Origin of the sequence: Methylobacterium sp. E-005 (genome assembly GCF_022829725.1) — a bacterium.
In the GTDB taxonomy this organism is placed as follows: domain Bacteria; phylum Pseudomonadota; class Alphaproteobacteria; order Rhizobiales; family Beijerinckiaceae; genus Methylobacterium.
The window spans coordinates 36,463-60,384 of sequence record NZ_JAKSYG010000105.1; the positions used below are offsets into that span (position 1 = coordinate 36,463).

23 protein-coding genes and 1 pseudogene are annotated in these 23,922 nt (G+C 71.0%); 16 read left to right on the forward strand and 8 right to left on the reverse strand.

What is annotated here, in order from left to right; translation table 11 throughout:
* The first annotated feature begins 42 nt into the window (after positions 1-42).
* The 5 genes from MKK88_RS12355 to MKK88_RS12375 all read left to right on the forward strand — a co-directional run bounded on the left by MKK88_RS12355 (position 43) and on the right by MKK88_RS12375 (position 6,591).
* Positions 43-3,453 (forward strand): helicase-related protein, encoded by a 3,411-nt coding sequence (locus MKK88_RS12355; RefSeq protein ID WP_409566654.1) that lies wholly within the window; start codon positions 43-45, stop codon positions 3,451-3,453.
* A gap of 9 nt (positions 3,454-3,462) precedes the next feature.
* Positions 3,463-3,756, forward strand: a complete 294-nt coding sequence (locus MKK88_RS12360) for an RNA-binding S4 domain-containing protein (protein ID WP_244000050.1) — start codon at positions 3,463-3,465, stop codon at positions 3,754-3,756.
* A 205-nt stretch (positions 3,757-3,961) separates the two neighbouring features.
* Positions 3,962-4,300 carry a ferredoxin FdxA gene (gene fdxA, locus MKK88_RS12365; protein WP_091718611.1) on the forward strand — a complete coding sequence of 113 codons (339 nt, stop codon included), beginning with the start codon at positions 3,962-3,964 and terminating at the stop codon, positions 4,298-4,300.
* Between the two features lie 504 nt (positions 4,301-4,804).
* Positions 4,805-5,404, forward strand: a complete 600-nt coding sequence (locus MKK88_RS12370; protein ID WP_244000052.1) for a CarD family transcriptional regulator — start codon at positions 4,805-4,807, stop codon at positions 5,402-5,404.
* Positions 5,405-5,715: 311 nt separating this feature from the next.
* On the forward strand, positions 5,716-6,591 hold the full coding sequence (locus MKK88_RS12375; protein ID WP_244000054.1) for an RNA polymerase factor sigma-32: 876 nt from the start codon (positions 5,716-5,718) through the stop codon (positions 6,589-6,591).
* Positions 6,592-6,647: 56 nt separating this feature from the next.
* Here the strand turns inward: MKK88_RS12375 and MKK88_RS12380 are convergent, their stop codons facing one another.
* From MKK88_RS12380 to MKK88_RS12395, 4 genes are all read right to left on the reverse strand, one after another.
* On the reverse strand, positions 6,648-7,154 hold the full coding sequence (locus MKK88_RS12380) for a GNAT family N-acetyltransferase (protein ID WP_244000056.1): 507 nt from the start codon (positions 7,152-7,154) through the stop codon (positions 6,648-6,650).
* A gap of 42 nt (positions 7,155-7,196) precedes the next feature.
* Positions 7,197-8,429 (reverse strand): MFS transporter, encoded by a 1,233-nt coding sequence (locus MKK88_RS12385; RefSeq protein ID WP_244000058.1) that lies wholly within the window; start codon positions 8,427-8,429, stop codon positions 7,197-7,199.
* Between the two features lie 70 nt (positions 8,430-8,499).
* On the reverse strand, positions 8,500-8,889 hold the full coding sequence (locus MKK88_RS12390; RefSeq protein ID WP_244000060.1) for a tautomerase family protein: 390 nt from the start codon (positions 8,887-8,889) through the stop codon (positions 8,500-8,502).
* Between the two features lie 12 nt (positions 8,890-8,901).
* Positions 8,902-9,471: a DUF4865 family protein gene (locus MKK88_RS12395; RefSeq protein ID WP_244000062.1), complete on the reverse strand. Its 570-nt coding sequence runs from the start codon at positions 9,469-9,471 to the stop codon at positions 8,902-8,904.
* Between the two features lie 91 nt (positions 9,472-9,562).
* On the opposite strand from MKK88_RS12395, the gene MKK88_RS12400 reads away from it, so the two are divergent.
* On the forward strand, positions 9,563-10,450 hold the full coding sequence (locus tag MKK88_RS12400; protein ID WP_244000064.1) for a LysR family transcriptional regulator: 888 nt from the start codon (positions 9,563-9,565) through the stop codon (positions 10,448-10,450).
* An 18-nt stretch (positions 10,451-10,468) separates the two neighbouring features.
* On the opposite strand, the gene secB is transcribed toward MKK88_RS12400, so the two are convergent.
* Complete coding sequence (gene secB / locus MKK88_RS12405; protein WP_244000066.1) at positions 10,469-10,969, reverse strand: protein-export chaperone SecB; 501 nt, start codon at positions 10,967-10,969, stop codon at positions 10,469-10,471.
* 321 nt (positions 10,970-11,290) lie between these two features.
* Here secB and MKK88_RS12410 point away from each other — a divergent pair, with 321 nt between their 5' ends.
* The 9 genes from MKK88_RS12410 (at position 11,291) to gmk (ending at position 19,050) form a co-directional block, all read left to right on the forward strand.
* Positions 11,291-12,004, forward strand: a complete 714-nt coding sequence (locus MKK88_RS12410) for a Tim44/TimA family putative adaptor protein (protein WP_244000068.1) — start codon at positions 11,291-11,293, stop codon at positions 12,002-12,004.
* An 18-nt stretch (positions 12,005-12,022) separates the two neighbouring features.
* Positions 12,023-13,204 carry a murein transglycosylase A gene (locus MKK88_RS12415; RefSeq protein WP_244000070.1) on the forward strand — a complete coding sequence of 394 codons (1,182 nt, stop codon included), beginning with the start codon at positions 12,023-12,025 and terminating at the stop codon, positions 13,202-13,204.
* Positions 13,201-13,833 carry a Smr/MutS family protein gene (locus tag MKK88_RS12420; protein WP_244000072.1) on the forward strand — a complete coding sequence of 211 codons (633 nt, stop codon included), beginning with the start codon at positions 13,201-13,203 and terminating at the stop codon, positions 13,831-13,833. The genes MKK88_RS12415 and MKK88_RS12420 overlap by 4 nt, the downstream gene beginning before the upstream one ends.
* 97 nt (positions 13,834-13,930) lie before the next feature.
* Complete coding sequence (mutM, locus tag MKK88_RS12425) at positions 13,931-14,821, forward strand: bifunctional DNA-formamidopyrimidine glycosylase/DNA-(apurinic or apyrimidinic site) lyase (RefSeq protein ID WP_244000074.1); 891 nt, start codon at positions 13,931-13,933, stop codon at positions 14,819-14,821.
* A 164-nt stretch (positions 14,822-14,985) separates the two neighbouring features.
* Positions 14,986-16,383, forward strand: a complete 1,398-nt coding sequence (gene mltG / locus MKK88_RS12430; protein ID WP_244000076.1) for an endolytic transglycosylase MltG — start codon at positions 14,986-14,988, stop codon at positions 16,381-16,383.
* A gap of 245 nt (positions 16,384-16,628) precedes the next feature.
* Positions 16,629-16,805 carry a hypothetical protein gene (locus MKK88_RS12435; protein ID WP_244000078.1) on the forward strand — a complete coding sequence of 59 codons (177 nt, stop codon included), beginning with the start codon at positions 16,629-16,631 and terminating at the stop codon, positions 16,803-16,805.
* 126 nt (positions 16,806-16,931) lie between these two features.
* The gene (locus MKK88_RS12440) at positions 16,932-17,372 is read left to right on the forward strand and encodes a DNA-binding protein (protein WP_244000080.1); all 441 of its coding nucleotides are present in this window, start codon (positions 16,932-16,934) and stop codon (positions 17,370-17,372) included.
* A 100-nt stretch (positions 17,373-17,472) separates the two neighbouring features.
* Positions 17,473-18,348 carry a YicC/YloC family endoribonuclease gene (locus tag MKK88_RS12445; protein WP_244000082.1) on the forward strand — a complete coding sequence of 292 codons (876 nt, stop codon included), beginning with the start codon at positions 17,473-17,475 and terminating at the stop codon, positions 18,346-18,348.
* A 39-nt stretch (positions 18,349-18,387) separates the two neighbouring features.
* Positions 18,388-19,050: a guanylate kinase gene (gmk, locus tag MKK88_RS12450; RefSeq protein WP_244000084.1), complete on the forward strand. Its 663-nt coding sequence runs from the start codon at positions 18,388-18,390 to the stop codon at positions 19,048-19,050.
* 204 nt (positions 19,051-19,254) lie between these two features.
* Here the strand turns inward: gmk and MKK88_RS12455 are convergent, their stop codons facing one another.
* Entirely contained in the window at positions 19,255-19,701 is a 447-nt protein-coding gene (locus tag MKK88_RS12455; RefSeq protein ID WP_244000086.1) for a DMT family transporter, read from the reverse strand.
* 98 nt (positions 19,702-19,799) lie between these two features.
* Between MKK88_RS12455 and MKK88_RS12460 the strand changes: the two are divergent.
* Positions 19,800-20,694 (forward strand): annotated as a pseudogene (locus MKK88_RS12460) (LysR family transcriptional regulator).
* A 7-nt stretch (positions 20,695-20,701) separates the two neighbouring features.
* Here MKK88_RS12460 and MKK88_RS12465 read toward each other — a convergent pair.
* Together MKK88_RS12465 and MKK88_RS12470 are read right to left on the reverse strand one after the other, a co-directional pair.
* Positions 20,702-21,310: a biliverdin-producing heme oxygenase gene (locus MKK88_RS12465; RefSeq protein WP_409566652.1), complete on the reverse strand. Its 609-nt coding sequence runs from the start codon at positions 21,308-21,310 to the stop codon at positions 20,702-20,704.
* Positions 21,307-23,922 carry a histidine kinase dimerization/phosphoacceptor domain -containing protein gene (locus tag MKK88_RS12470; RefSeq protein WP_244000088.1) on the reverse strand — a complete coding sequence of 872 codons (2,616 nt, stop codon included), beginning with the start codon at positions 23,920-23,922 and terminating at the stop codon, positions 21,307-21,309. Before MKK88_RS12470 ends, MKK88_RS12465 begins: the two co-directional genes overlap by 4 nt.

Sequence of the window (23,922 nt, forward strand, 5' to 3'; positions counted from 1 at the left end):
CGCGACGGCCTTCACCCGAAGGAACCGCCGACCATCGACGCGCTGCTCCGCCCCACGCCCAGCCGCTCGCTGTCCCGCGACGCCCGCGCCCGCGGGGTCACGGCGGTCCTCGGGCCGACCAACACCGGCAAGACGCATCTCGCCATCGAGCGGATGCTCGCGCACCCGACCGGGATGATCGGGCTGCCCCTGCGGCTGCTCGCCCGGGAGGTCTACCTGCGCGTCGTCGCCAAGGTCGGCCCGGAAAAGGTCGCGCTGGTGACCGGGGAAGAGAAAATAAAACCGGACCGGCCGCGCTACTGGATCTGCACGATCGAGGCGATGCCCCGCGACCTCGACGTGGCCTACGTCGCCATCGACGAGATTCAGCTCGCCGCCGACATGGACCGCGGCCACGTCTTCACCGACCGCCTGCTCTACGTCCGCGGCCGGGAGGAGACCCTGCTGATCGGCTCCTCGACCATGCTGCCGCTGGTCCAGAGCCTGATCCCCAACGTCCACACCACGACAAGGCCGCGGCTGTCGCAGCTCAGCTTCGCGGGGGAGAAGCGCCTGTCGCGCCTGCCCCGACGGACCGCCATCGTGGCGTTCTCGGCCGAGGAGGTCTACGCCATCGCCGAGCTGATCCGCCGCCAGCGCGGGGGCGCCGCGGTGGTGCTCGGCGCCCTATCGCCTCGGACCCGCAACGCCCAGGTCGAGATGTATCAGGCCGGCGACGTGGACTACCTCGTCGCAACCGACGCCGTCGGGATGGGCCTCAACCTCGACGTGGATCACGTCGCGTTCGCGGCCAACTGGAAGTACGACGGCACCCGCTTCCGCAAGCTGACCCCCGCCGAGATGGGCCAGATCGCCGGCCGGGCCGGGCGGCACCTCGCGGACGGCACCTTCGGCTCCACCGGCCGCTGCCCACCCTTCGAGGCCGAGCTGGTGGAGCGGCTGGAGAGCCACGATTTCGACCCGCTGCGCATCCTGCAATGGCGCAACCCGGACCTCAGCTTCGGCAGCCTGGAGGGGCTGCAGGCGAGCCTGGACGAGCATCCGCGCGAATCGGGCCTGACCCGCGCCCCCATGGGCGAGGACCAGCAGGCCCTCGAGATCCTCATGAAGGAGGAGGATATCCGCGACATGGCGCGCAGCGCCGCCACGGTCCGGCGGCTCTGGGACACCTGCGGCGTGCCGGATTACCGCAAGGTCCACCCCCAGGTGCATGCCGACCTCGTGGCCCAGCTCTATCGATTCCTCATGAAGGGGATGGCCGGGCGCATCCCCGATACGTGGTTCGCCGAGCAGGTGGCGATGATCGACCGGACCGACGGCGACATCGATACCCTGTCCCGCCGGATCGCCCAGGGACGCACCTGGACCTTCGTGGCAAACCGTCCCGACTGGCTGCGCGACCCAGAACATTGGCAGGGCGAGACGCGTCGGGTAGAGGACAGGCTGTCCGACGCCCTGCACGAACGCCTCGCGAGCCGCTTCGTCGACCGGCGCACAAGCGTCCTGATGCGGCGCCTGAGAGAGAACACGATGCTCGAAGCCCAAATCACCGCCGACGGTGACGTCACCGTCGAGGGTCAGCATGTCGGCCACCTTCACGGATTCCTGTTCGTCCCCGATGCGAGCGCTGAGGGGCACGAGGCCAAGACCCTGAGGAGCGCCGCCGAGAAGGCGCTCGCCGGGGAGATCGAGTCCCGGGCCGACCGGTTCTCGGCAACGGCCGATTCGACCCTCGTGCTCGCGCATGACGGGACGATCCGCTGGACCGGCGCGCCGGTGGCCAAGCTGACGCCCGGCGAGAAGCTGTTCGCCCCGCAGATCCGATTGCTGGCCGATGACAGCCTGACCGGCGCGCACCGTGAGAAGGTCGAGGCGCGCCTGGATGCGTGGCTGAAGGCCTACATCGTGCGCCTGCTCGGCCCGCTCATGGAGATCGAGACCGCCGCCGACCTCACGGGCCTCGCCAAGGGGATCGGCTATCAGGTGGTCGAGGCTTTGGGCGTGCTGGAGCGCTCGAAGGTTGCGCACGAGATGCGCAGCCTCGATCAGGACGGCCGCGGGGCCCTGCGCCGCCACGGCGTCCGGTTCGGCGCCTACCACATCTTCCTGCCGGCCCTGCTGAAGCCGGCGCCGCGGACGCTCGCCGCCCAACTCTGGGCCCTGCGCAACGGCGGTCTTGACCAGCGCGGCCTCGACGAGATCGCGCATCTCGCCGGCTCAGGCCGCACCTCGATCAAGGTCGATCGCGAGATCGCCAAGGGTCTCTACCGGGCGGCCGGCTTCCGGGTCAGCGGCGAGCGGGCGGTGCGCGTCGACATCCTGGAGCGGCTCGCCGATCTGATCCGGCCGGCGATCGCCTACCGGCCCGGCACGACGCCCGGCGCCCCGCCGGACGGCACCGCCGACGGCGATGGCTTCGTGGCGACCGTGGGCATGACCTCGCTGGTCGGTTGCTCGGGCGAGGATTTCGCCTCGATCCTGAAATCGCTGGGCTACGCGGTGGATACCCGCCCCGGGCCGGCCATCACGGTGCCGCTGGTCCCGGCGGCCGCCACGATTCCGGCCGCGACGGCCGCCGCCGAGGCTGCCTCCGACGCGGCCGTCACCGCGCAGGCGGATGCCGCCGAGCCGACCGGCGACGAGGCTCCGGCCGCGGAGGCGTCGACGGAAGAGGCCCCCGCCGCGGAGACCCGCGAGGCGGAGGCCGAGACCGGGGACGAGACCGCCGGTGACGCGCCCGCCGAGCCGGAGACCGCCGAGCCCGTGAGCCCCGCGGAAACGGTGGCGGCACCGGAGCCGGCAGTCGAAGCTCCTGCGGTCGAGGAGTCCGCGGTCGAAGAGTCCGCGGCCGAGGATCATGGCACGGCTGCGGTTTCGGCCGAGGCGGAACCCACGGCCGAGCCCGAGACCGCCACGGAAGCGACCGCGGGTGCGGCTCCGGAGCCCGCTTCCGCCGAGGCGGAGCCGGTCGCGGCGAGCGCCACGGGCGAAGCGGTCCCGGATTCTGCCGAGGCCGGGGGCGAGCCCGCCGGTGAGATTCCGCAGATCGAGGTCTGGCATCTCCAGCGCCATCAGCGCCCGGCCCATCAGCGCCCGCAGAACCGCCCGCGCGGCGCCGGCCGGGGCCGGGATGGTGGACAGCAGGGCCAGCCTCAGGGACAGGGCCGTCCGGACGGCAACCGGCCCGAGGGTGGCCGGCCGGAGCATCGCCGGGCCGAGGGCGGCGATGGCGGCCCGCGCCCCGGGCGCGACCGCGGCCCCCGGCGCGACCGCTTCGAGGGTGGCCGTCCGGAGCGCCGGGATGACCAACGGGGGGCCGAGCAGCGCCACGCCGGTCCGCGGCCCGACCAGCGACCGCCCCGGCGCGAGCGGGCGCCGGACCCGGATTCGCCCTTCGCCAAGCTGGCCGCGCTCAAGGCGCAGCTCGAGTCTGGCGACGGCGGGAAGCGCTGACCCCCGCGCATGCGGGATGATCGGCAGCGCCTCGACAAATGGCTGTGGTTCGCGCGTTTCGCGCGGACCCGTTCCCTCGCGGCGCGGCTCGCCGCGGATGGGTTCGTACGGGTGAACGGGCTCCGGGCGGAGAACCCCGCCAAGGGCCTCGCGGTCGGCGACGTGGTGACGGTGGCCGCGCCCCACGCCACGCTGGCGGTGCGGGTGACTGGCCTCGGCCTGCGGCGCGGACCGGCCCCCGAGGCGCGGCTGCTCTACGACAACCTGTCGGGCGATCCCGCCCCGCCGGAACTCTCCGAGTGACGAGGCGGGCCACAGCCGCGGAAACAGCGGCCGGGATGCGGCGCCCGTGCGCTTGTCAGCCCGAGAACCAGAGTCTAAGGCCGTTGCCTCCGAAGCCCGGCCTCGAGCCGGGCTGCACCGGCATTCCCTCGCAGTGCCACCCGGGCGTGCGGGCCATCCCGAGGCTCCGCCCGGGCCAAGTCGTGTTTGAGGACGAAGACATCCGATGACCTATGTCGTCACCGACAATTGCATCAAGTGCAAGTATACGGACTGTGTCGAAGTCTGTCCGGTCGATTGCTTCTACGAAGGCGAGAATATGCTCGTCATCCACCCGGATGAGTGCATCGATTGCGGCGTCTGCGAGCCGGAATGCCCCGCCGAGGCGATCAAGCCCGACACCGAGTCGAATCTCGACACGTGGCTGAAGCTGAACGCCGACTACGCCAAGACGTGGCCGAACATCACGCAGAAGAAGGAAGCGCCGGCCGACGCCAAGGAATGGGACGGCAAGTCCGGAAAGCTTGAGGCTTACTTCTCCCCCAACCCCGGCTCCGGCGACTGAGCCGGCCCGTCGATCCACAGGATTTCAGGACGGGCCCGGCACGGGCGATCCGATCCTGGGGACAGCTGCGGGTTACCGAGGCCGTGAGCCGACCTGCAAGGGGCGAAGCCCAGACCCGCGGCAGGCTCATTTCACTTCGGCCACGCCGGTGTAAAACGCGATGTCGCCGTGCATGGATGCCGTGCGCGAGCCTGCGCACGTCTTTCGGTATGCTTTGCTCTGGGCGTCGGATTGTGGTAGACAACCTGCCTGCCGTCGCTTGCGCCTGACGTGCTTCCTCCGGCTGAAACACCTTCGATCATCGTGGGTTAGGAGTGGTACGCGATCGACCGCCGAAGGTGTTTCGGCGGGAGGTCCAGGCTTTTGCACGGCCGCGCCGGGGAATTCCCCGGCCCTCGCGTAGAGCGGGGGCTCGGGAGCGGCGAGGCAAACCGGGTGTCCCGCCCGGAAGAACACGGTTTCGTGCGGCAGTGAATGCTGCGCGCCAGTGGAGGCCCTTCTCGCATGACCACAGCCAAGAAGACGACGACCGCAGGCCGGCAGGGTTTCAAGACCGGCGAGGCTGTCGTGTATCCGGCCCATGGCGTCGGTCGCATCACGGCGATCGAGGAGCAAGAGATCGCGGGCTACAAGCTTGAGCTGTTCGTCGTGTCGTTCGAGAAGGACAAGATGGTCCTGCGCGTCCCCACCGCGAAGGCCAACAGCGTCGGCATGCGCAAGCTCGCCGAGCCGGAACTGGTGAAGAAGGCCCTCGACCTGCTGACCGGCCGCGCCCGGATCAAGCGCACCATGTGGTCGCGTCGGGCCCAGGAATATGAGGCGAAGATCAATTCGGGCGATCTGCTGGCGGTTACCGAGGTGGTGCGCGACCTCTTCCGCTCCGAGGCGCAGCCGGAGCAGTCCTATTCCGAGCGCCAGCTTTACGAGGCGGCCCTCGACCGGATCGTGCGGGAGATCTCCTCGGTGAACCGCATCACCGAGACCGAGGCCCTGAAGCTCATCGAGCAGAGCCTCGCGAAATCGCCCCGCCGGGCCAAGAGCGAGGCGGAGCCTGAGGCCGAGGGTGAGAGCGACGGCGACGACATTCAGGAAGAAGCCGCCTGAGCGCAGTCTCCTGCCGCGGTGATGACAAACCCGGCCTTTGCGGCCGGGTTTTTTCTTGGGCACTCGAACCGACGCTCCGGGGCGCGACGTTTTCGCACCCGCTGGACTGGACACGCGATCCCCGCCCCCCATGTCATCTTAACGGAACACGAAATCGTGCCCGGCGGCTTGTCGCAAACTGGGGCAGCCGCGCGGAACTTTCTCCTTGAGCCTTCCGTTGTCGATGGCCAGGCGTCGCTTTGCGGCTGCGCCTGTGCGCCGGCCAAAAGGTCCGGCGCCGCACCAGCACTCGACAACAAGAGGCAGGCGGAATGGCTGAGATCGCAGGGATACGCAGGCAGTTCATCCGGACTGCGATGGAGGCACCCTTCCTGGCCCGGGAAGAGGAACGCGGCCTCGCCGTCAGCTGGAAGGATCATCGCGACGAGCGTGCCCTGCACCGCCTGATCTCGGCCCATATGCGCCTCGTCATCGCCCTGGCGGGGCGTTTTCGTCACTATGGCCTGCCGATGGCCGACCTCGTCCAAGAGGGCCATGTCGGATTGATGGAGGCTGCCGCCCGGTTCGAACCGGAGCGGGATGTCCGCTTCTCGACCTACGCGACGTGGTGGATCCGTGCCTCGATCCAGGACTATATCCTGCGGAACTGGTCGATCGTGCGCGGCGGTACGTCGTCGGCCCAGAAGGCGTTGTTCTTCAACCTGCGCCGCCTGCGCGCCCGGCTGATGCAATCCACTGAAGAGCATGTCGGCGACGAGATCCATCGCCGGATCGCCACCGCCATCGGCGTCTCGCGCGACGACGTCGCCCTGATGGATGCGCGCTTGTCCGGCCCCGACATGTCGCTCAACGCCCCCGTGGGCGAGGACAGCGATGCCTCCTCGGAGCGGATGGACTTTCTGGTCGATGGCGCCGATCTGCCGGACGAGACGGTGAGCGCCACCGTCGATGGCGAGCGCCGCCTCAGCTGGCTCCAGCAGGCGCTGACGGTGCTGTCCGAGCGCGAGCTGCGCATCCTGCGGGAGCGCCGGCTCGCCGAGGATCAGGCGACCCTGGAGGCGCTGGGCCAGCGGCTCGGCATCTCGAAGGAGCGGGTCCGTCAGATCGAGAACCGCGCCCTGGAGAAGCTGCGCCGCGCCCTCGCCGACCGCTTCCCCGCCGCGACCGGCAGCCCGCATATCGGCTGAACAGGCGCGGCAGCGTCGTTCGATGAAGCCCGGCCTCAGGTCGGGCTTTTTCATGTCTAGAGGTCTTTCTCCATCACCATGGCCTGAGACATGACGCGTTCGCCCTGGAACGGCTTGATCGCGCCCGTCATGTGGAATCCCATCCGCGTCCAGAAACCGACAACAGGATTGGTCTTCACCACCGCTAGGCGCAGAACACGCGCCCCCAGATCCGCTCGTGCGAAACGCTCGGCCTCGCCATAGAGCGCCCGACCCAGCCCGGCTCCCTGCGCGCTGCCACGGATAGCCAGAAGACCGATGAAGACTGTTCCAGCGCTTGGATAGCCGTCGATAAGATCGAGAAGGCCGACAGCGCGGGTACCGCTGCGTGCCAGAAACACATGTTTGCGCTGCGGCTCGCAGCCTGGCGGGCGGGTGCTGACGAATGCGTGGGCGGCATCCGCCCGCCGCCGAACTCCATCGACGGCCAGAGAGTAGGTCTCGAGTTCGTCGAATACCCCGTCGACATCCCGAAGGTTCTGTTTGGTGACAGCCTCAAGCGATAGGGGTTGGCCAAATCCCATTGCCGCCTTTCCTCAAAGCCGTCCGAACGCGTGACGCGGTTGCTACGCGGCCTGAATTGCCGCGTCGCGCCGCTCCCGCCGCTTGCGGCGGCGGCCGGGCTCCGGCGTGGCGTCGAGCCAGATCACGAGGGCCAGGGCGAAAAGCGCCGGCACCCCCAGGGCGAAGAACGCGCCGGTCCAGCCGAACAGACTGTAGGACAGGCCGCCATACCAACCGGACAGGGCACCGCCGACCCCCTGCACCGCGTTGACGCTGCCCAAGGCCGTCTGGGTCCGCCCGGAGCCCCAGGTCAGGTCTGCGATCACCACCGGGACCGCGACGCCGACGATGCCCGAGGCGACGCCGTCCAAGACCTCGGCGCCGATGAGCCAGACCGGATCGTCGATCAGCCCGGACATCACTGCCCGCACCGGCAACACCGCGAAGGCGACCATGAGGAGCTGGCGCCGCCCGCGCTTATCCGCGAGCGAGCCGGCAAATAGAGCCACGGGCACCATCACGAGCTGCGCCACCATCACGTAGCGCGCCGTCCAGGTGGTGGCGTCGGAGGCCGTGGCCACGAGCTTCTGGCCGAGCAGCGAGAGCATCCCGCCATTGCCGAGGTTGAACAGCGTCAGCGCCACGGTCAGCACGAGGAGCCGGCGATTGCCCAGAACCTGCCGGATGCCGCCGCGCTCGGGCTCATCCTCCGCATCCTCCTGCCAGCCCACCGCCCGGCGGCGGTTCCAGGCGCCGGCCGGGGTCGTCAGGGTGGCGACGATCGCCGCCACCGCCATGCCGCCGAGCACCCAGAAGGCGAGCGCCGGACCGAAGGCGCCGGTCCCGAGGCTGATGGCGCCGGCCGCGACCAGGATGCCGAGATGGTTGAAGGCCTGGTTGCGGCCCTGCTGCTTGGGAAAGCGGTCCTTTCCGACGATCCCGAGGGTCAGGGACGCGACCGCCGGCAGCAGGAGCGTACCGCCCGCCGCAGCCAGGAGCTGGGCGAACAGCACCGCGACAAAGCTGCGCGCCGGCAGAAGCAGCAGCGTGCCGGCCAGGATACCGCCGCAGGCGAGCGCGATCAGCAGGCGGGGCTTGGGATAACGGTCCACAAGGGCGCCGAACGGGCCGCTGAGGAACAGCGTTCCAAACCCGACCAGCGTGATGACGAAGCCGACCCGCGCCGGGCTCCACGACGCCGCCTCGGCCAGCCAGGTTCCGAGGAAGGGGCCGAGGCCGCCCTGGATGTCGCCGATGAAGACGTTGATCAGGGCAAGATGCGTTGTGGGGGACATTCCGACCGGCAAAGCTGAAAAGACCGCCCGAACTGGGCCGTGGCACCCGTGCGGTCAAGCCGGCCGCCGGTCACACGGGCGGCCCGTACTGCATCAGGCCATCGCCGAACGACCAGTTTTCCGGTGCGACCGCGACGAGGTTCACGAACACGTTGCCGGGCTTCACTCCGGGATCGCGCCCGAGATTGCGGGCGATGGCGGCGTACAGCGCACGCTTCTGATCGATCGTGCGGGTCGCGTTGGCGGTGATCTGGATCAGCACCAGATCCGCGTCCCGGGCGACTCCGAGATACTGAGGTCCGAAGGCGAAACTCGCCGCGTCTTGCTCGTGGATCACGGCGAACAGGTCGTCCTCCGGCACCGCGAAGGTCTCGCGCTGGGCGGCGTAGATGCTGCGGATCAACGCGGCGCGGTAGTGTGGGCTCGTGCCGGCACGCAGGGAGATGCGGGTCAGGGGCATGGAATCGTGACCTCAGGCAATGGCGGCGGGCATGTCCCGCAGCGCCGCGAGTCCGGGCGCGGCGAGATGGGCGATCTCGGCACCCGCGTTTGTCGCAGGGGCGCGCAGCACGAAGCGGACGAGCCGCCAGCCGGTGGGATCAAGCCCCGATACGACGGCGAGGACATCGGGCTCCGCGGCCAGCGCCGCGCCCTGCTCGACTTCGGCGCGCCGCTCGGCGGCAAGGTCGGCCCCTGCCGGCAACGTCCGCTCGTCGATCGCGAGGCTGCTTGCCCCCGCGGCCCGGCCAGGGCTGATGACGAAGGGCAGCCAGATCTCCGTGCGGGGCCGTCCGAAGGCCGCGATGACGGCCTCGAAGGCTGGGCCGGCGAAGAAGTCGGCCGCCGCCGGCGCGTTTTGCCAGAGGTAGAGCGAGGAATAGGCATTGGCGGCCGCGCCGCTGGCCCGGTCCTCGATCGTGAAGGCCTTGAAGACGAGGCCTGGCGCACCGTCCCACAGGGGGCCGCGTGCCGCGATGCGGTCCCGGATGCGCGCCATGTTGTAATCGGCCGGCAGCGGGTGGCGGTAGCAGGTGAGAATCATCCTGTCCTCCGGGATCGTCCGCAGACAGGGTTGCAGCCGCCGGAAATTACAGAAAGATATGGGCTGCTATATCTGTCATAACGGACCTGTCATGCTACCGCGCACCGAGACCCTGCTGGACATCGAGGGCGTGCGCGCCTTCGTGCGGGTGGTCGATCTCGTGAGCTTCACCCGGGCCGCCGACTCGCTGGCGACCTCGCAGGCCGCGATCAGCCTACGGGTGAAGCGGCTGGAGGACAGGCTGGGCGTGCGTCTCTTGGATCGGACCCCACGCCACGTGGCACCGACGCTTCGCGGCGCCAAGTTCCTGCCCTCGGCCCGGCTCCTCCTGGAGGCCCATGCCCGCGCGGTGGCGGATCTGGCGGATGCGCCCCCACCCCGGCTCAGCCTCGGGATCAGCGATCACGTCGCCGGCCCCGACCTGCCGGGCCGCCTCGCCCGGCTCGGCCTCGACGGGATGGGTGTGGTGCCGGAGGTGACGATCCTGCCGTCACGCGACCTGCGCCCCGCCTTCGTCGCCGGCCGATTCGACGCGGTTCTGGTGCGGGCGGGCGTCGACGACGCGGAGGAGCCCGCGGGCGGCACGGTCCTGGCGGCGGAGCGGCTGTGCTGGTTTGCCGCCCCGGCCTTCGCCTGGGTCTTCGGGGTGGGTCGGCCGCTGCCGCTCGCGACCCTGGCGGGTCCGTGCAATGTCCGGATGTCGGCCGAGGCGGCCCTCGACGCGGCCGGTCTGCCCTGGCGGGAGGTGTTCGTCGGTGGCGGCGTCGCGGCGGTCGGCGCCGCCGTGGCGGCCGGACTCGCGGTGGCGGCCCTCGCCCCGAGCACGGCGCCCGCCGGGGTGGCGGCGGCCGGGGAGCGCCTGGGCCTGCCCGAACTCCCGCTCACCCAGGTCCTGCTGCATGCACGCCCCTTGAAGGGGCCGGCCGCGGATGCGCTGCGCGCTCTGGCCGCGGCCTATCGCGGTCCCGGCGGCCGCTGAAGGCCGCCGGTCGCCGCCTCAGGAGGCGAGCGGACCCGGCGCGCCCTGCTGCTCCATGATCTTCTGCCGGTAGAGGCCGACGAAATCGATCGGATCGATGTACAGGGGCGGGAAGCCGCCATTGCGCACCGCCTCGGCCACGATCTGGCGGGCGAAGGGGAAGAGCAGGCGCGGGCACTCGATCATCACGGCCGGGTGGATCTGGTCGGCCGGGATGTTCTGCAGGCGGAACACGCCGGCATAGGTCACCTCGAAGGCGAACAGCACGTCGTTCTGGACCTTCGCATCGCCGTCGAGCTTGAGCTCAACCTCGAAGTCGGTCTCCGAGAGCTGCGCCGCGTTGACGTTGACCTGGATGTTGATCTGCGGCCCCTGGCCCTCCTTGGGCTGCAGGGAGCGCGGCGCGTTCGGATTCTCGAAGGAGAGATCCTTCGTGTACTGCGCCAGGGCGTTGATCATCGGCATATCGCCCTGCGGCATGCCGCCGCCGTTGCCGTTCGCTGCCGGAGAGTCGGCCATGCGGATTTTCCTTCTCGATCGGCCGGCGGAGCCGGCGCGTGTTGTCTCAGCGGGTGCCGCTGGATCGCGCCGCGGAACTGCCCCGAACGGCAGGGCCGCTAACACGCGCGCCGAGCCTCGACAAGCGAACTGGCGCCGGCGGCAGCGGCGACCCATATCGGATCCCGACCGCAGGGTCGGGTCCCGCGGGTACAACCGGCTCGCTCCCGGCGCGTTGGTCGGATATGAGTCGCCAGGACTATGCGCGCTTTGCCGGCGTCGCAGCGCGCGCGACCTGAGCAAAGGGCACAGGGTCGCGCCGCGGCCACCATCGGATCGGTGATGCAGGACAGTTTCGACGTTACGACGATCATCTTCCTCGCGCTTGCGGTCTTCGTGATCTGGCGTCTGCGCTCGGTGCTGGGCCAGAAGACCGGCGCGGAACGCTCGCCGTTCAAGCCGGTCGACCGCAGCCGTACCGAGCCCCAGGCGCGCAGCGAGGGCGACAACGTCGTGCGCCTGCCCGGCGCCGACCGGGCGCCCCCGACCCCGGCCGCCGCCCCGGCCCCGCGCGACTGGCGCGGGATCGCCGAGCCCGGCTCCGAGGTCGCCCGCGGGCTGGAGGCCTGCATCCAGGCCGAGCCGAGCTTCGAACCGCGCAGCTTCCTGGAGGGCGCGAAATCGGCCTACGAGGCGATCATGATCGCCTTCGCCAAGGGTGACCGGAAGACCCTGCGCGGCCTCCTGTCCAAGGAGGTCGGCGAGGCGTTCGAACGGGCGATCGCCGAGCGCGAGCGCAATCGCCAGACCCTGGAGACCACCTTCGTCTCGATCGACAAGGCCGAGATCGTGGCCGTCGAGGTGCGCAACCGCGTCGCGCAGATCACCGTGCGCTTCCTGTCGAACCTCATCACCGCCACCCGCAATGCCGAGGGCAAGGTTGTCGACGGCAGCGCCGAGACCGTGGTCGAGGTGCCCGACGTCTGGACCTTCGCGCGTACCCTGGGCTCGCGCGATCCGAACTGGCAGCTCGTGGCCACTGAGGCCGGCGCCTGACCGCCTGACGGCTGCACTGTGACGATCCCGCGCACCTGGCCCGGAGCCGTCACGGCTACCCTTCTGGCCCTGGCTCCGACCGGGGCTGCGGCCGCCGCGCCGGCCATGGTCGGTGGTGCGAGCCTGACGCCCGTCCCTTTCGAAGACCTCCCGGGTTTTCCGGGCCCGGACGCCGACGCAGCCCTCGGAGCGTTCCGCCGGGTCTGCGCGGCCCCCGCGCCGGCCCTGCCGCAGCCCGCTGTGGTCGCGGGCGATCCGGCTGCCCTGTCCGCCGCCTGCGCGGCCGCGGGTGGGGATGTGCCGGACGCCACCACCTTCTTCCGGACCCATTTCGACCCCTTCCGCATCGAGCGGCCCGATGCCGGGCGGGCCGGCTTCCTCACCGGCTATTTCGAGCCCGAGCTGACGGGATCCCTCGATCCGGGGCCGGATTTCTCGACGCCGGTCCTCGCCCGGCCCGACGACCTCGTGTCCCTCGGCCCCGGCGAGACCCGCCCCGGCCTCGATCCGACGCTCCGGGCCGCCCGCGCCACCGCCGATGGGTTCAGCCCCTACCCCGACCGCGCCGCCATCGAGGATGGCGGGCTCGGCGCGCATGCGAAGCCGATCCTGTGGCTGCGCGACGCGGTCGATCTGTTGGTCCTGCAGGTGCAGGGTTCCGGGCGCGTCCGCCTTCCCGACGGCCGGGCGGTGCGGGTGCTGTATGACGGGCGCAACGGGCGGCCCTACACGGCGGTGGCCAAGCTCATCGTGCAGGAGGGCCACCTGCCCCTCGAAGGCCTGACGCTGGCGCGCTGGACAGGCTGGCTGCGCGCGCATCCCGACATCGCCAAGCGGCTGATCCGGGCGAACGCCGCCTACATTTTCTTCCGCCTCGCCCCGGTCGAGGATCCGGCCCTCGGCCCGCCGGGGGCCGCCAATGCGCCGCTCAAGCCCGGCCACAGCCTCGCGGTGGATGCGGGCCTCTGGCGCTACGGGCTGCCGTTCTGGCTGGCCGGCCCGCTGCCGGGCGCAGGCCCTGGCGAGACCGGACGCCTCGTGATCGCCGCCGATACCGGCTCGGCGATCGTCGGGCCGGCCCGGGGTGACCTGTTCGTCGGGACCGGCGCGCAAGCCGGCATCGCCGCCGGGAACCTGCGCGACGCCATCGGCTTCGTGGTGCTGCTGCCGAAGGCCGCGCCGGGCGGGAGCCCCCGATGAGGCCCCCCCGCCGCGCGCGCCGCCTCAGCGCGGGAGAGGCTCGTCTCTGGGACGCGATCGCCAAGCTGGTGACGCCGCTCCCGGGCCGGGCCGCGCCGGTGCCCGAACCCGCCCCCGAAGGGCCTGCGCCGACCGCCACCATGCCGGCGCTGACCGCCCCGATCCTGAAGCCGAGCGCGCCGCCGGTTGCGAAAAAGCCGCGCGCCAAGAAACCTCCGCCGGCGCCGGAGCCGCCGCGCCCGGCCACCGCCGCGCCCTATCAGGCGCCAACCCAGCGACACAGTCCGGGCGCCGGGCTTGAGCGGACCGCGAAGGTCGGCCTGCGCCGGGGACGGCTCGCCATCGAGGCGCGGATCGACCTGCACGGGATGGTGCAGACCGAGGCGCACGCCGCGCTCACCGGTTTCCTGCTCCGGGCGCGCGCCGCCGGGCACGCCTACGTGCTGGTTGTCACCGGCAAGGGCGGTCCGGGCTATTCGGAAGCCTTCGCTGAACGCGGCGTGCTCCGCCGCAGCGTGCCGCACTGGCTGCGCGGTGGGGAACTGCGCGGGATCGTACTGGGCTTCGAGGAGGCGGCCCGCCACCATGGCGGCGCAGGAGCGCTCTACGTGCGGTTGCGGCGACGCTGAGAAGCGTCAAACCGCGCAGACCCCAGCCGTTGCGGCCGCCGCCGTTCCCGCCGATATCCGGAAGCCGGCGCACGAGGCGCCGCGAGCCGCGAACACCATGCCGGAACTTCCCGAGGTCGAGACGGTACGACGGGGGCTGGAGCCCGCGATGGTCGGGGCACGCTTCAGCCGCGTCACCCTGCGCCGGCCCAACCTGCGCTTCCCCTTCCCCGAACGCTTCGCCGGCCGGCTGGAGGGCCGCACCGTGACCGGGCTGGCGCGGAGAGCGAAATACCTCACCGCCGATCTCGATTCCGGCGAGACGCTGATCATGCATCTCGGCATGAGCGGCCGATTCGACGTGGCTTTGCCCGATGGCAGCAACCTCTCGCCGGGGGATTTCTACCTCGAAGGTGCCCAGGGCACGCCCAAGCACGACCACGTGGTGATGGCGATGAGTACCGGCGCCACCGTCACCTACAACGATGCCCGCCGCTTCGGCTTCATGGATCTCGTCCCGAGCCGGGACCTCGCGACCTGCCGCCACTTCGCGAAGATGGGTGTCGAGCCCCTGGACGGACTCACCGGCGCGGTGATCGCGCAGCTCTTCCGGCACAGGATCACGCCGCTGAAGGCTGCGCTGCTCGATCAGCGGCTGATTGCGGGACTCGGCAACATCTATGTCTGCGAGGCCCTGCACCGGGCGCGGCTGCATCCCGAGACCCCGGCCGGCAGCCTCGCCCGGCCCGACGGGCGGCCGACGCCCAAGGCCAACGCGTTGGCCAAGGCGATCGTGCAGGTGCTGCAGGAGGCCGTGAAGGCCGGCGGCTCGACGCTGCGCGACTACGCCCACACCGACGGCAGTGCGGGTGCCTTCCAGCACGCCTTCCGGGTCTACGACCGGGTCGGCCTGGCCTGCAGTCGGCCGGGCTGCGGCGGCGCGATCAGTCGGATCGTGCAGGCCAACCGCTCGACCTTCTTCTGCGCGACCTGCCAGCCGCCTGGTTGAAGGCCCGGGCCGACCGCGACGATCCGTACCGTTTCGCGGCGCGGAACGGCATTTTCGCCACAAACCCGGCTAGGGTCGCGAGGCTCGCCGTGCGCACCCGGTTGCGGGCAGCCGATCCCGGCCCGCGATGCGTGATGGGCCGCGCGGCCCCAGACAGGATCCCGATGTTCTTCCGCCGCTCAAAGTTGCCCGCGCCCGAACGCATCGTGCAGGATCCGACGGACGAGCCCGCCCTGCCGCATCGGCTCTCGCCGCGCTCCCCCGGCGAGGCGATCAAGCCGACCGTCGCGCCCCCGCCCCCGGAGCGGCCCGAGCGGGAGCGCAGCGGCTTCATCGGCGTCATCAGCGGCGCGCTGACCTTCGCGGTCGTGATCGCCATCGCGGCGATGATCGGCATCACGCTGTTCCAGCGGCAGGTGCGCGAGGCGGGGCCGCTTGGCGCCGACAAGGTCGTGGTGATCCCGCCGAGCGGCACCACCGAGATCGCCGAGACCCTGAAGCGCGAGGGCGTGATCGACCATACCGGCCTGTTCGAGTTCGCGGCCCGATTCGGCGGGCGGCCGGCGCTCCGGGCCGGCGAGTACGCGTTCAAGGCCCATGCCAGCATCGCCGACGCCCTCGACACGATCGCCACCGGCCGGCAGGTCCAGCATGCCATCACCTTCCCGGAGGGCCTGACCTCCGAGCAGATCGTGAACCGCCTCAACGAGAACGACGTGCTCACCGGCGAGATCAACGAGATCCCGCCGGAGGGATCGCTCCTGCCCGATACCTACAAGTTCGAGCGCGGCGCCACGCGCCAGAAGATCGTCGACCTGATGAAGGCCAAGCAGCGCGAGGTGCTGAACCAGATCTGGCTCCGCCGCAGCGCCGACGTGCCGGTGCGGACCCCGGCCGAGATGGTCACCCTGGCCTCGATCGTCGAGAAGGAGACCGGCCGGGCCGACGAGCGGCCCCGAGTGGCGGGCGTGTTCATCAACCGCCTGAACAAGCGGATGAAGCTGCAATCGGACCCGACGATCGTCTACGGGCTCGTGGGCGGGCGCGGCACGCTGGGCCGCGGGATCATGCGCTCCGAGATCGACCGGCCGACGCCCTACAACACCTACGTGATCGAGGGCCTGCCGCCGGGCCCGATCGCCAATCCCGGCAAGGCCGCCCTGGAGGCGGTGGCCAACCCGTCCCGGACCAAGGACCTGTACTTCGTGGCGGACGGGACCGGCGGCCACGCCTTCGCGGACTCACTGGAAGGGCATCAGCGCAACGTTGCCCGCTGGCGGGCGGTGGAGAAGAGCCGGCAGGCTCCGCCGGACGCGGTCGACAAGGTCGAGCCGGGTCCCGATCCGGCGACGCCGGGCCGCGCCTCGGCCTTCGCGCCGGGCAACGGAGCCGGGAGCACGAACGCGGCCTTCCTCGAGACGGGCACGCCGGGCACCCGGGCCTTCGACGCGTCCGAGGGCACGCGACTCGATCCGCTGAAGAATCGCAGCTACGATCTCGGCTCGCCCAAGACCGTGCCGGCCCTCGCAGCGCCGGCGCCCGCGCCGAAGGGTCGGCGCTGAGGTTCGCCGCCTGAGGCCGCGCCGTTTCACGTTGCCGCCTAAAACCGTCGCGCCTGTGTGAGCGGTATCGGCGATCTGTTAAACAGCCCGGCGGGACGATGCCCAAACGAGCGGTGCGTCGGGAGACGGGATCGGGCGGTGGATCGATTGCGCCGGGAGCAGCCGATGCCGCCCTCGTGCCGGTGATCGATGCCCTGCGCGAGCACGTTGTGCGAACGGGGCTGGACCAGGGTGAGCGGTAGCAGGTGGGAACCCGCCTGCCGGCCAGCCTCATCCAGCAGGCCAAAAAGCGGACCGGCCTCAGTTCCAACACCGACCTTCTCACCGTCGCACGCGCAAACCTCGTGGCCGAGGACTCGTTCGCGGATGCGTTCGAGCGCACGCAGGGTCAGCTCGATCCGGATCTGGATCTCGGCTTCTGAGCCGTGTTTCCGATCTCGCGTTGGGCGGGGAAGCTCAGCACCCGTCACGACTTGAGGCAGATTCAACCGCGACCGCGCGCCAGCTTGCCCTTCCTTGCCGCGGCCCCGGCGGCAGGCGGCCCGCTGATGCTCGACACCAGCGTCTATATCCACGGCCCCATGGGACGCACGCCGCCCGCACCGGGAGGCCTCCTGCGATCCCGCACCGTCCATCACAGCGTCGTTGCCACACAGGAAGCGCTGCATAGGATCGGCGTCCTGGACCCGGCGCATCCCAACACGGCGCGACATGTCGGGGTGATCCGTACCCCGCTCGACCGCATTCCGCTTCACCGCCTCTCTGTGCCGGATCAGGAAGTCCTGACCGACGCGGCGGTCGTGGCCCGGATCCTGTGCCGTCTGCGCGGCTATGCGCGGCACCATCGGATGAAGGCCCTGCATGATTGCACGCTGTATCTGCAGACCCTGAAAACCGGATGCACGCTGCTAAAGGCCAACGTGGCGGATTTCGAACCGCTCCAGCAGTTGCAACCGGCGGGTCGCATCCTGTTCTACGAGGCCGTCTGACGGTCCTGCCCGCGAATGCCGGCCCGGATCAGCACACTGTCTCTTCCCGGCGGGACGATCCGTGCTACAGGCGCCGATCTTCTCCGCAACGGGGGTCGCCATGGCCGAAATCGCGAGCATGACCGGCTTCGCCCGGATCGCGGGCGCGACCGGATCGGTCCACTGGGCCTGGGAGGTCCGCAGCGTCAACGGGCGCAGCCTCGAGGTGCGCGTCCGCGTGCCGGCCGGCCAGGACGGAGCCGGCGAGGCCGCCCGCACCGCGCTCCAGAAGGTCCTCACCCGCGGCCAGTGCCAACTGACCCTCACCCTGACCAAGCCGGAGGCCGCCGCGCGGGTGCGGATCAACGAGGCCCTGCTGGCGAGCCTCGCCCAGGCGGTCGCCCGGGTGCCGGTGCCCGAGGGCGTGGCCCCCGCCACGATGGACGGGCTGCTCGGCCTGCGCGGTGTGGTCGAGATCGAGGACGAGGCTGTCGACAGCGAGACCCTCACCCGGGATCTCACCGAGAGCGCGGCTCGGCTGGTGGCGGATCTCGTCGCGGCGCGCCGGGCCGAGGGGCGCCAGCTGGAGCAGATCGTCACCGCTCAGGTCGACCGGATCGCGGCGCTGACACAGGCCGCGGAGGACAACCCGGCCCGGCAACCCGCGGCGGTGCGCGCCCGACTCGAGGCGGCCATCGCGGCGCTCGGCAGCAGCGGCCTCGACCCGGACCGGCTCCACCAGGAGGCGATGCTGCTCGCCGGCAAGGCGGATGTGCGCGAGGAACTCGACCGCCTCCGGGCCCATGTGTCCAGCGCGCGCGAGCTGCTGGCGGCGGGCGGCGCGATCGGCCGGCGCCTGGATTTCCTGGCCCAGGAATTCGGCCGAGAGGCCAACACCCTGGGCGCCAAGGCCAACGACATCAGCCTGTCGCGGATCGGCCTCGACCTGAAGGCCGTGGTGGAGCAGTTCCGCGAGCAGGTCCAGAACATCGAGTGACGTGAGGATACGGATGCGCAACACCGCGGAGCCACGCCGATGACCGAACCGGCCGGCAACGTCTCGGACTCCATCGCCCGGCGCGGCTTGATCCTGATCCTGTCCTCGCCCTCGGGGGCGGGCAAGACCACGCTCACGCGGGCCGTGGCGCAGGATCCCGCCTGGGCGCTCGACCTGTCGATTTCGGTGACCACGCGCGCCCGGCGCCCCTCCGAGATCGATGGACGACACTATCATTTCATCGACCGTGAAGCCTTCGAGGATCTGCGCGCCCGCGACGACCTGCTCGAATGGGCCGAGGTCCACGGAAACTTCTACGGGACCCCCCGCCGCCCGGTGGAGAAGGTGCTGGGTGCCGGCCGGGACATGATCTTCGACATCGACTACCAGGGCACGCGGCAGGTCCGCTCCAAGCTCGCCCAGGACGTGGTGACGGTCTTCATCCTGCCGCCCAGCATGGCCGAGCTGCGCCAGCGCCTGGAGCGCCGGGCGGAGGATTCGGCCGAGACGATCGAGAAGCGCCTCGCCAACGCCCGGACCGAGATCCAGCGCTGGGTCGAGTACGATTACGTCATCGTCAACGAGGATCTGCAGAACGCCTTCCAGGCGCTCCAGGGGATCCTGGCGGCCGAGCGGCTGAAGCGCGCCCGCCGCACGGGCCTCGCGGCCTTCGTGGACGGGTTGCTGGCGGAGACGCCGTAGGAGCGCCCGCACCGGATCGGGCTCCCTTTTCCCGGGCGCATGGAGCGGAAGCGGAATGCGGCCCGGGATCCAGCGCGCGAAGCCGCGCAGCCTCCCTATTCGGTGCCGCTTTCGCGCCGCCTCCTGTGCGGGTTCCCGGATCGCCGTCCAATGCAGTCCAGGCGTCCGGGACAGGGTGCGCCCGATAGGGTCGGCTCCCCTTCCCTACCGCCGGATCAGCACGACGCCGCCAATCAGCAGCCCCACCCCGACGAGGCGCGGCAGGTCGATGGGCCGCTGCGCGAGGCCGAGCAGGCCGATCTGGTCGAACAGCACCGAGGCGAGCATCTGGCCCGTCACCAGCAGCGCGAAGAAGGTCGCCGCACCGAGCTTCGGGACGAGCACGATTGCCAGCCCGATGAAGATCGCCCCGAACAGCGCGCCGCTCCACGTCCACCACGGGATGCGGCCGGCCATGCTGGCGACCGGCATGGGATCGCGTAGCGCGGCGGCCAGGAACGCCATACAGGCGAGGCCGACCGTATAGCTGGCCACCCCCGCCCAGGCCGCTGAGGCCAGCCCCCCGCGCAGGTTCGCGTTCAGGATCTGCTGCACGACGAGGCCGGCGCCCGCCAGGACGGCGAGCAGGGCGGAGAGCACGAGGGCGAGCATCGACGGACCTTTTCGGGGGCTGAATCAGACCGCCATTGACGGACGCGCGCAGCCATGCCGTCAAATGCCCGAACGCCGCGTCTCCATCCAGGATCGGCATGATCAACCCGGCCCATCTCGACCTGTTTCGCGCCGTGATCCGCCACGGCGGCCTGACGTGGGCCGCGCAGGCCTTGGGCGTTGGCCAGCCCCATGTCAGCCGCGCCATCGCCCAGCTGGAAGCGGATCTCGGCTTCCCGCTCTTCGTCCGTGGCCACGGCAGCGCGATCCCGACCCCCGAGGGGGGAGGCCTTCGCCCATGAGGTCGCGCAGACTTTCGCGGGCCTGGATCACCTGCACCACGCCGCCCGGGGGATCCGGAAGCGCGGCACCGGTTCGCTGCGGATCGCCTGCCCGCCCTCCCTGGCGTCCCGGCTGCTCCCCCGGGCGCTCAGGCGCCTCGACGCCGAATGCCCGGGGCTGCGCGTCTCGGTCCATGTGCCGAGCCCCGACACGATCTGGTCCTGGGCGGCCTCGGGCCAGTGCGATCTCGGCCTCGCCCGGCCCCGATCGGGCTATGCGGCGGTGGAGGCCGAGCCGTTCCTCACCATGGCGGCCGTCTGCGCGCTGCCGCGGCGGCACGCCCTCGCGCGCAAGCGGATCGTCACCGCCCAGGATCTGGCCGGGCTGCCGCTGATCTCGGCGGGGGGCGGATCGGTGCAACCCAGCGTGGAGGCGTCCTTCGCGGAAGCCGGCGTGACGCCCCGCTTCGCCCTGATGGCGGAATACACCGCCGCGCGCTGCGGGCTGGTCGCCCAGGGCCTAGGCATCGCGATCGTTGATCCTTTGCCGGCAAGGGAGCTGACCGGCTTGCCGATCGTGCTGCGGCCGTTCCGGCCCGAGGCGCCGATCGAGACGTTTCTGCTGCGCCCGGCCGGTCGACCGACGAGCCGCCTCGCCGAACGGCTGATCGTCCACCTGAAGGCTGAACGCGACGCGCTGATGGGCGATTAAGTGGAAGTCAGCCCACAGCCGGCACGTCATGCGGCCCGCAGAGCCACATCCGCATCGCCGCGAAGGTCGCCACCGCCGCTTCGGTCAGCGAGGCCTCCGCATCCGAGTCGTCACCGAACGCCTCCAGCCGCGCCCGGAAGGCCGCCCACATCGCCCCGGTCCGGGGGCCGTGGGCCCGGTAATAGGCGAGGCCCGTCTCGCCGAACCCGTGCAGGCCCGCGATGTGCCGGCCGATCAGCTGGCCGCCCAGGGTCGAGCCCTCCAGCACGTAGAGCGCCCCCGTCGCCGCGGCGGGACCGTCGAGCCGGACAGCTCCGGGCCGCGGCAGCGCCGCGACCGCCGCCGGGGCGAGGCCGAGATGGTCGAGGTCGGCGGCGAGCAGTGCGAGGCGTCGCCGGGGTGCCAGGAACGGCTCGTCGGCGAGTTGCGCGCCGATCGCGTGTTCCCAGGTGGCGTGGAAACCGTGGAGCCGCGCGAGAAGGTCGCGATAGCCCGCGCGCGTCGCCACCCGCGCCTGCCAGTCGAGGCCGGCCTCCAGGGCCCGATGCGCCGGGTCGGTGGCCGCGCGCAGGCGCGCATGCAGGCCGTCGCGCCGGATCGGGTTGGCGGGGCTCACGCGGTGATCGTGAAGCAGGCGCCGGGATTGTTGGCGACGTGGAGCTTGGCGTTGATCTGGTCGAGCATCGCCCGGATCAGCTTCATGCCGAGCCCCGAGCCCTTGCCGCGGGCCTTGGCGTCGGCCCAGTCGTCGGGCAGGCCGGCACCGTCATCGCAGACCCGCAATTGCACCTCGCCGGGGCCGGAGGCCGAGACGCTGACCTCGACGCGGCCGCCGCCGGTCGGGTTGGCGGCGTACTTGAACGCGTTGGTCACGAGTTCCGTGGCGATCAGCGAGAGCGCCACCGCCTTGCGGTAGGGCACCATCAGGCCCGGCTCGGCGGTCAGGTCGACCGCATGGCCCTCGCCGGCCAGCTCGGCGAGATCGTTGCACAGGTTCTCGATCGTCTGGCCGAGATCGACCTCGTCCACGCGCTCGGCCTGATACAGGCTGTCATGCACCCGCGCCACGCTCATCACCCGGGCCGAGGTGTCGGCGAAGGCCTGGCGGGCCTCGCCGTCCGCGATCTGGCGGCGTTGCATCTGCAGGAAGGCCGAGACGATCTGCAGCGAGTTCTTGACCCGGTGATCGATCTCCCGGGTGAGCAGATCCTTCTGCTCCAGCAGCCGCTCCTTCTCGACGAGCAGGCCGGTCAATTCGTCGATCTTGCGGCGCTGGCGCAGGACCACGCCCTCCACGGCCTCCGCGAGGGAGCCGGCGAGCTGGATCTGCCACTCGGCCCAGAGGGCCGCGAAACCGGTGCGCTCCTCGACCCAGCGCTCGAACGAGCGCCGCGGCAGCACCGCCACCGGGCCGCTGCCGGCGAGCACGGGCTTGCGCGGATCGCCGCCCCACGTGACCGTGCTGGGCACCTCGGGTCGGAACCAGAGCAGCAGGTTCTCGCGCGACTGATCCACGAAGGTGGCGAGCAGCCCGCTGGCGATCTCGCGGTGCGGGGCCGCGTCCGGATACGCGGCGGTGAAGCTGCTGCTGCTGTAGCTGTATTCGCCCGTCGGAATCTGCGTCCGCAGCCAGCCCGCGATCGCCGTCACCAGATCCGCCGGGGGCGTGCGACCGATCAGGGTGACCTGCCCGGCCGAGACGATGCCGGCCCCCGTGGCGCTGAACAGATCGAGCAGCGTGGTCCCGCCATCGGTCAGGGCGGCCACGAAATCATCGGAGCGGGTCAACCGCCGCACGAGGCGGCCCTCGACGTCGAGATGCGCCTGCCGCTCGGCCCAGAGCCGGCGGGACTCGATCTCCTCAACCCGCATGGCGAAGGCGTCGGTCAGCACCGTGGCGGCCGAGCGCGTCTCCGGCGTGACGTAGTGCGGGCGGCGGTGATGCCCGATCATCAGACCCCAGAGCTGCCCCTCCACCATGATGGAGATCGACATGGAGCCGTTCACGCCGAGGTTGCGCTGATACTCCAGGTGGATCGGCGACAGCGTCCGGTGCTGCGCGAAGGTCAGGTCGATCGGGCCGTTGCCGGCGCCTGCGGCCGACACCAGTCCCACCGGCACGCTGTCACGGTCGATCACGAAGCGGCTTTTGGCCTTGGTGTAGAGCGCGCGCGCCTGGGCGGGGATATCGGAGGCGGGGAAGCGCAGGCCGAGCAGGCTGCGCGACCAGTCGCGCGTCTTGTCCTCGGCCACCGCCTCGCCGTTCCAGTCCACGTCGAACCGGTAGACCAGCACGGCCTCGAAGCCGGTGAGCGCCCGGATCTCCAGGGCGGCGATCCGGGCGGCATCCGCCAGGGTCTCGGCCTGCCGCAGGCGGCCAACGGCGAGCTCCGTGTCGACCTGGCTGGCGGTGGCGAAATCGGCGGCCGAATCCGGCTCCCGCTCCAGCTCGACGATCAGCCGCCCGGCATGGGCGTGGGCCACCGCGTAGTAGGTCGCGTCGCGGCCCGGGAGGTTGAGGCGGGCGCGCACCGAGCGGCCGTCATCCAGCGTCTCGTTCGCGAGCCGGGACCGAACGGTCTCGACGAAGCCCGCGGGCAGGATCTCGGCCAGCGGCCGCCCCGCGAGCGGCGGCTCGGTCGGTTCGACGATCTCATCGACATTGGCCGAGTAGGCGAGAACCCTCAGGCTGCCGGCATCGGCCGCCAGCATCACGGCGTTGGGCTGGATCGAGCCCGGGATGTGGATCGGCTCGCGCTCGCACAGGCTGGCATCGACCGGCTCGGCCCGGACCCGCCTCCCGATCGCCGCCAGGACAGCCTCCCGCGACAGGCCGGCGCCCAGGCTCTCGAGGGGGTCGATCGTCAGCCACGTCACCGGCGGGCCGCCCGCCATCGTGCCGTGGCGCATGTGGATCCGGGCGCGCAGCGGCTGCGGCACCCGGCCGAACACGTAGTCGAACCGCTCGTCCAGGGCACCGCGGCGTGCGCCCGCGAGGAAGCGACCGCGGAAATTCGGGACGTTGGCGCCGGGCATCACATCGCGAAAGTAATCGCGGCCGAGCACGGCCTCGCGCGCGAAGCCTGAGAGCACGCTCGCGCCCTCGCTGAAGGCCACGACCGCGCCCGCCGCGTCCAGGCCGATCACCCCCTGATCCAGGCGGTCGATCGCATCGGGCGCGAGCGCATCGAGGTCAATCGTGCTGTCGTCGGCCGGACTCGGCGGCAT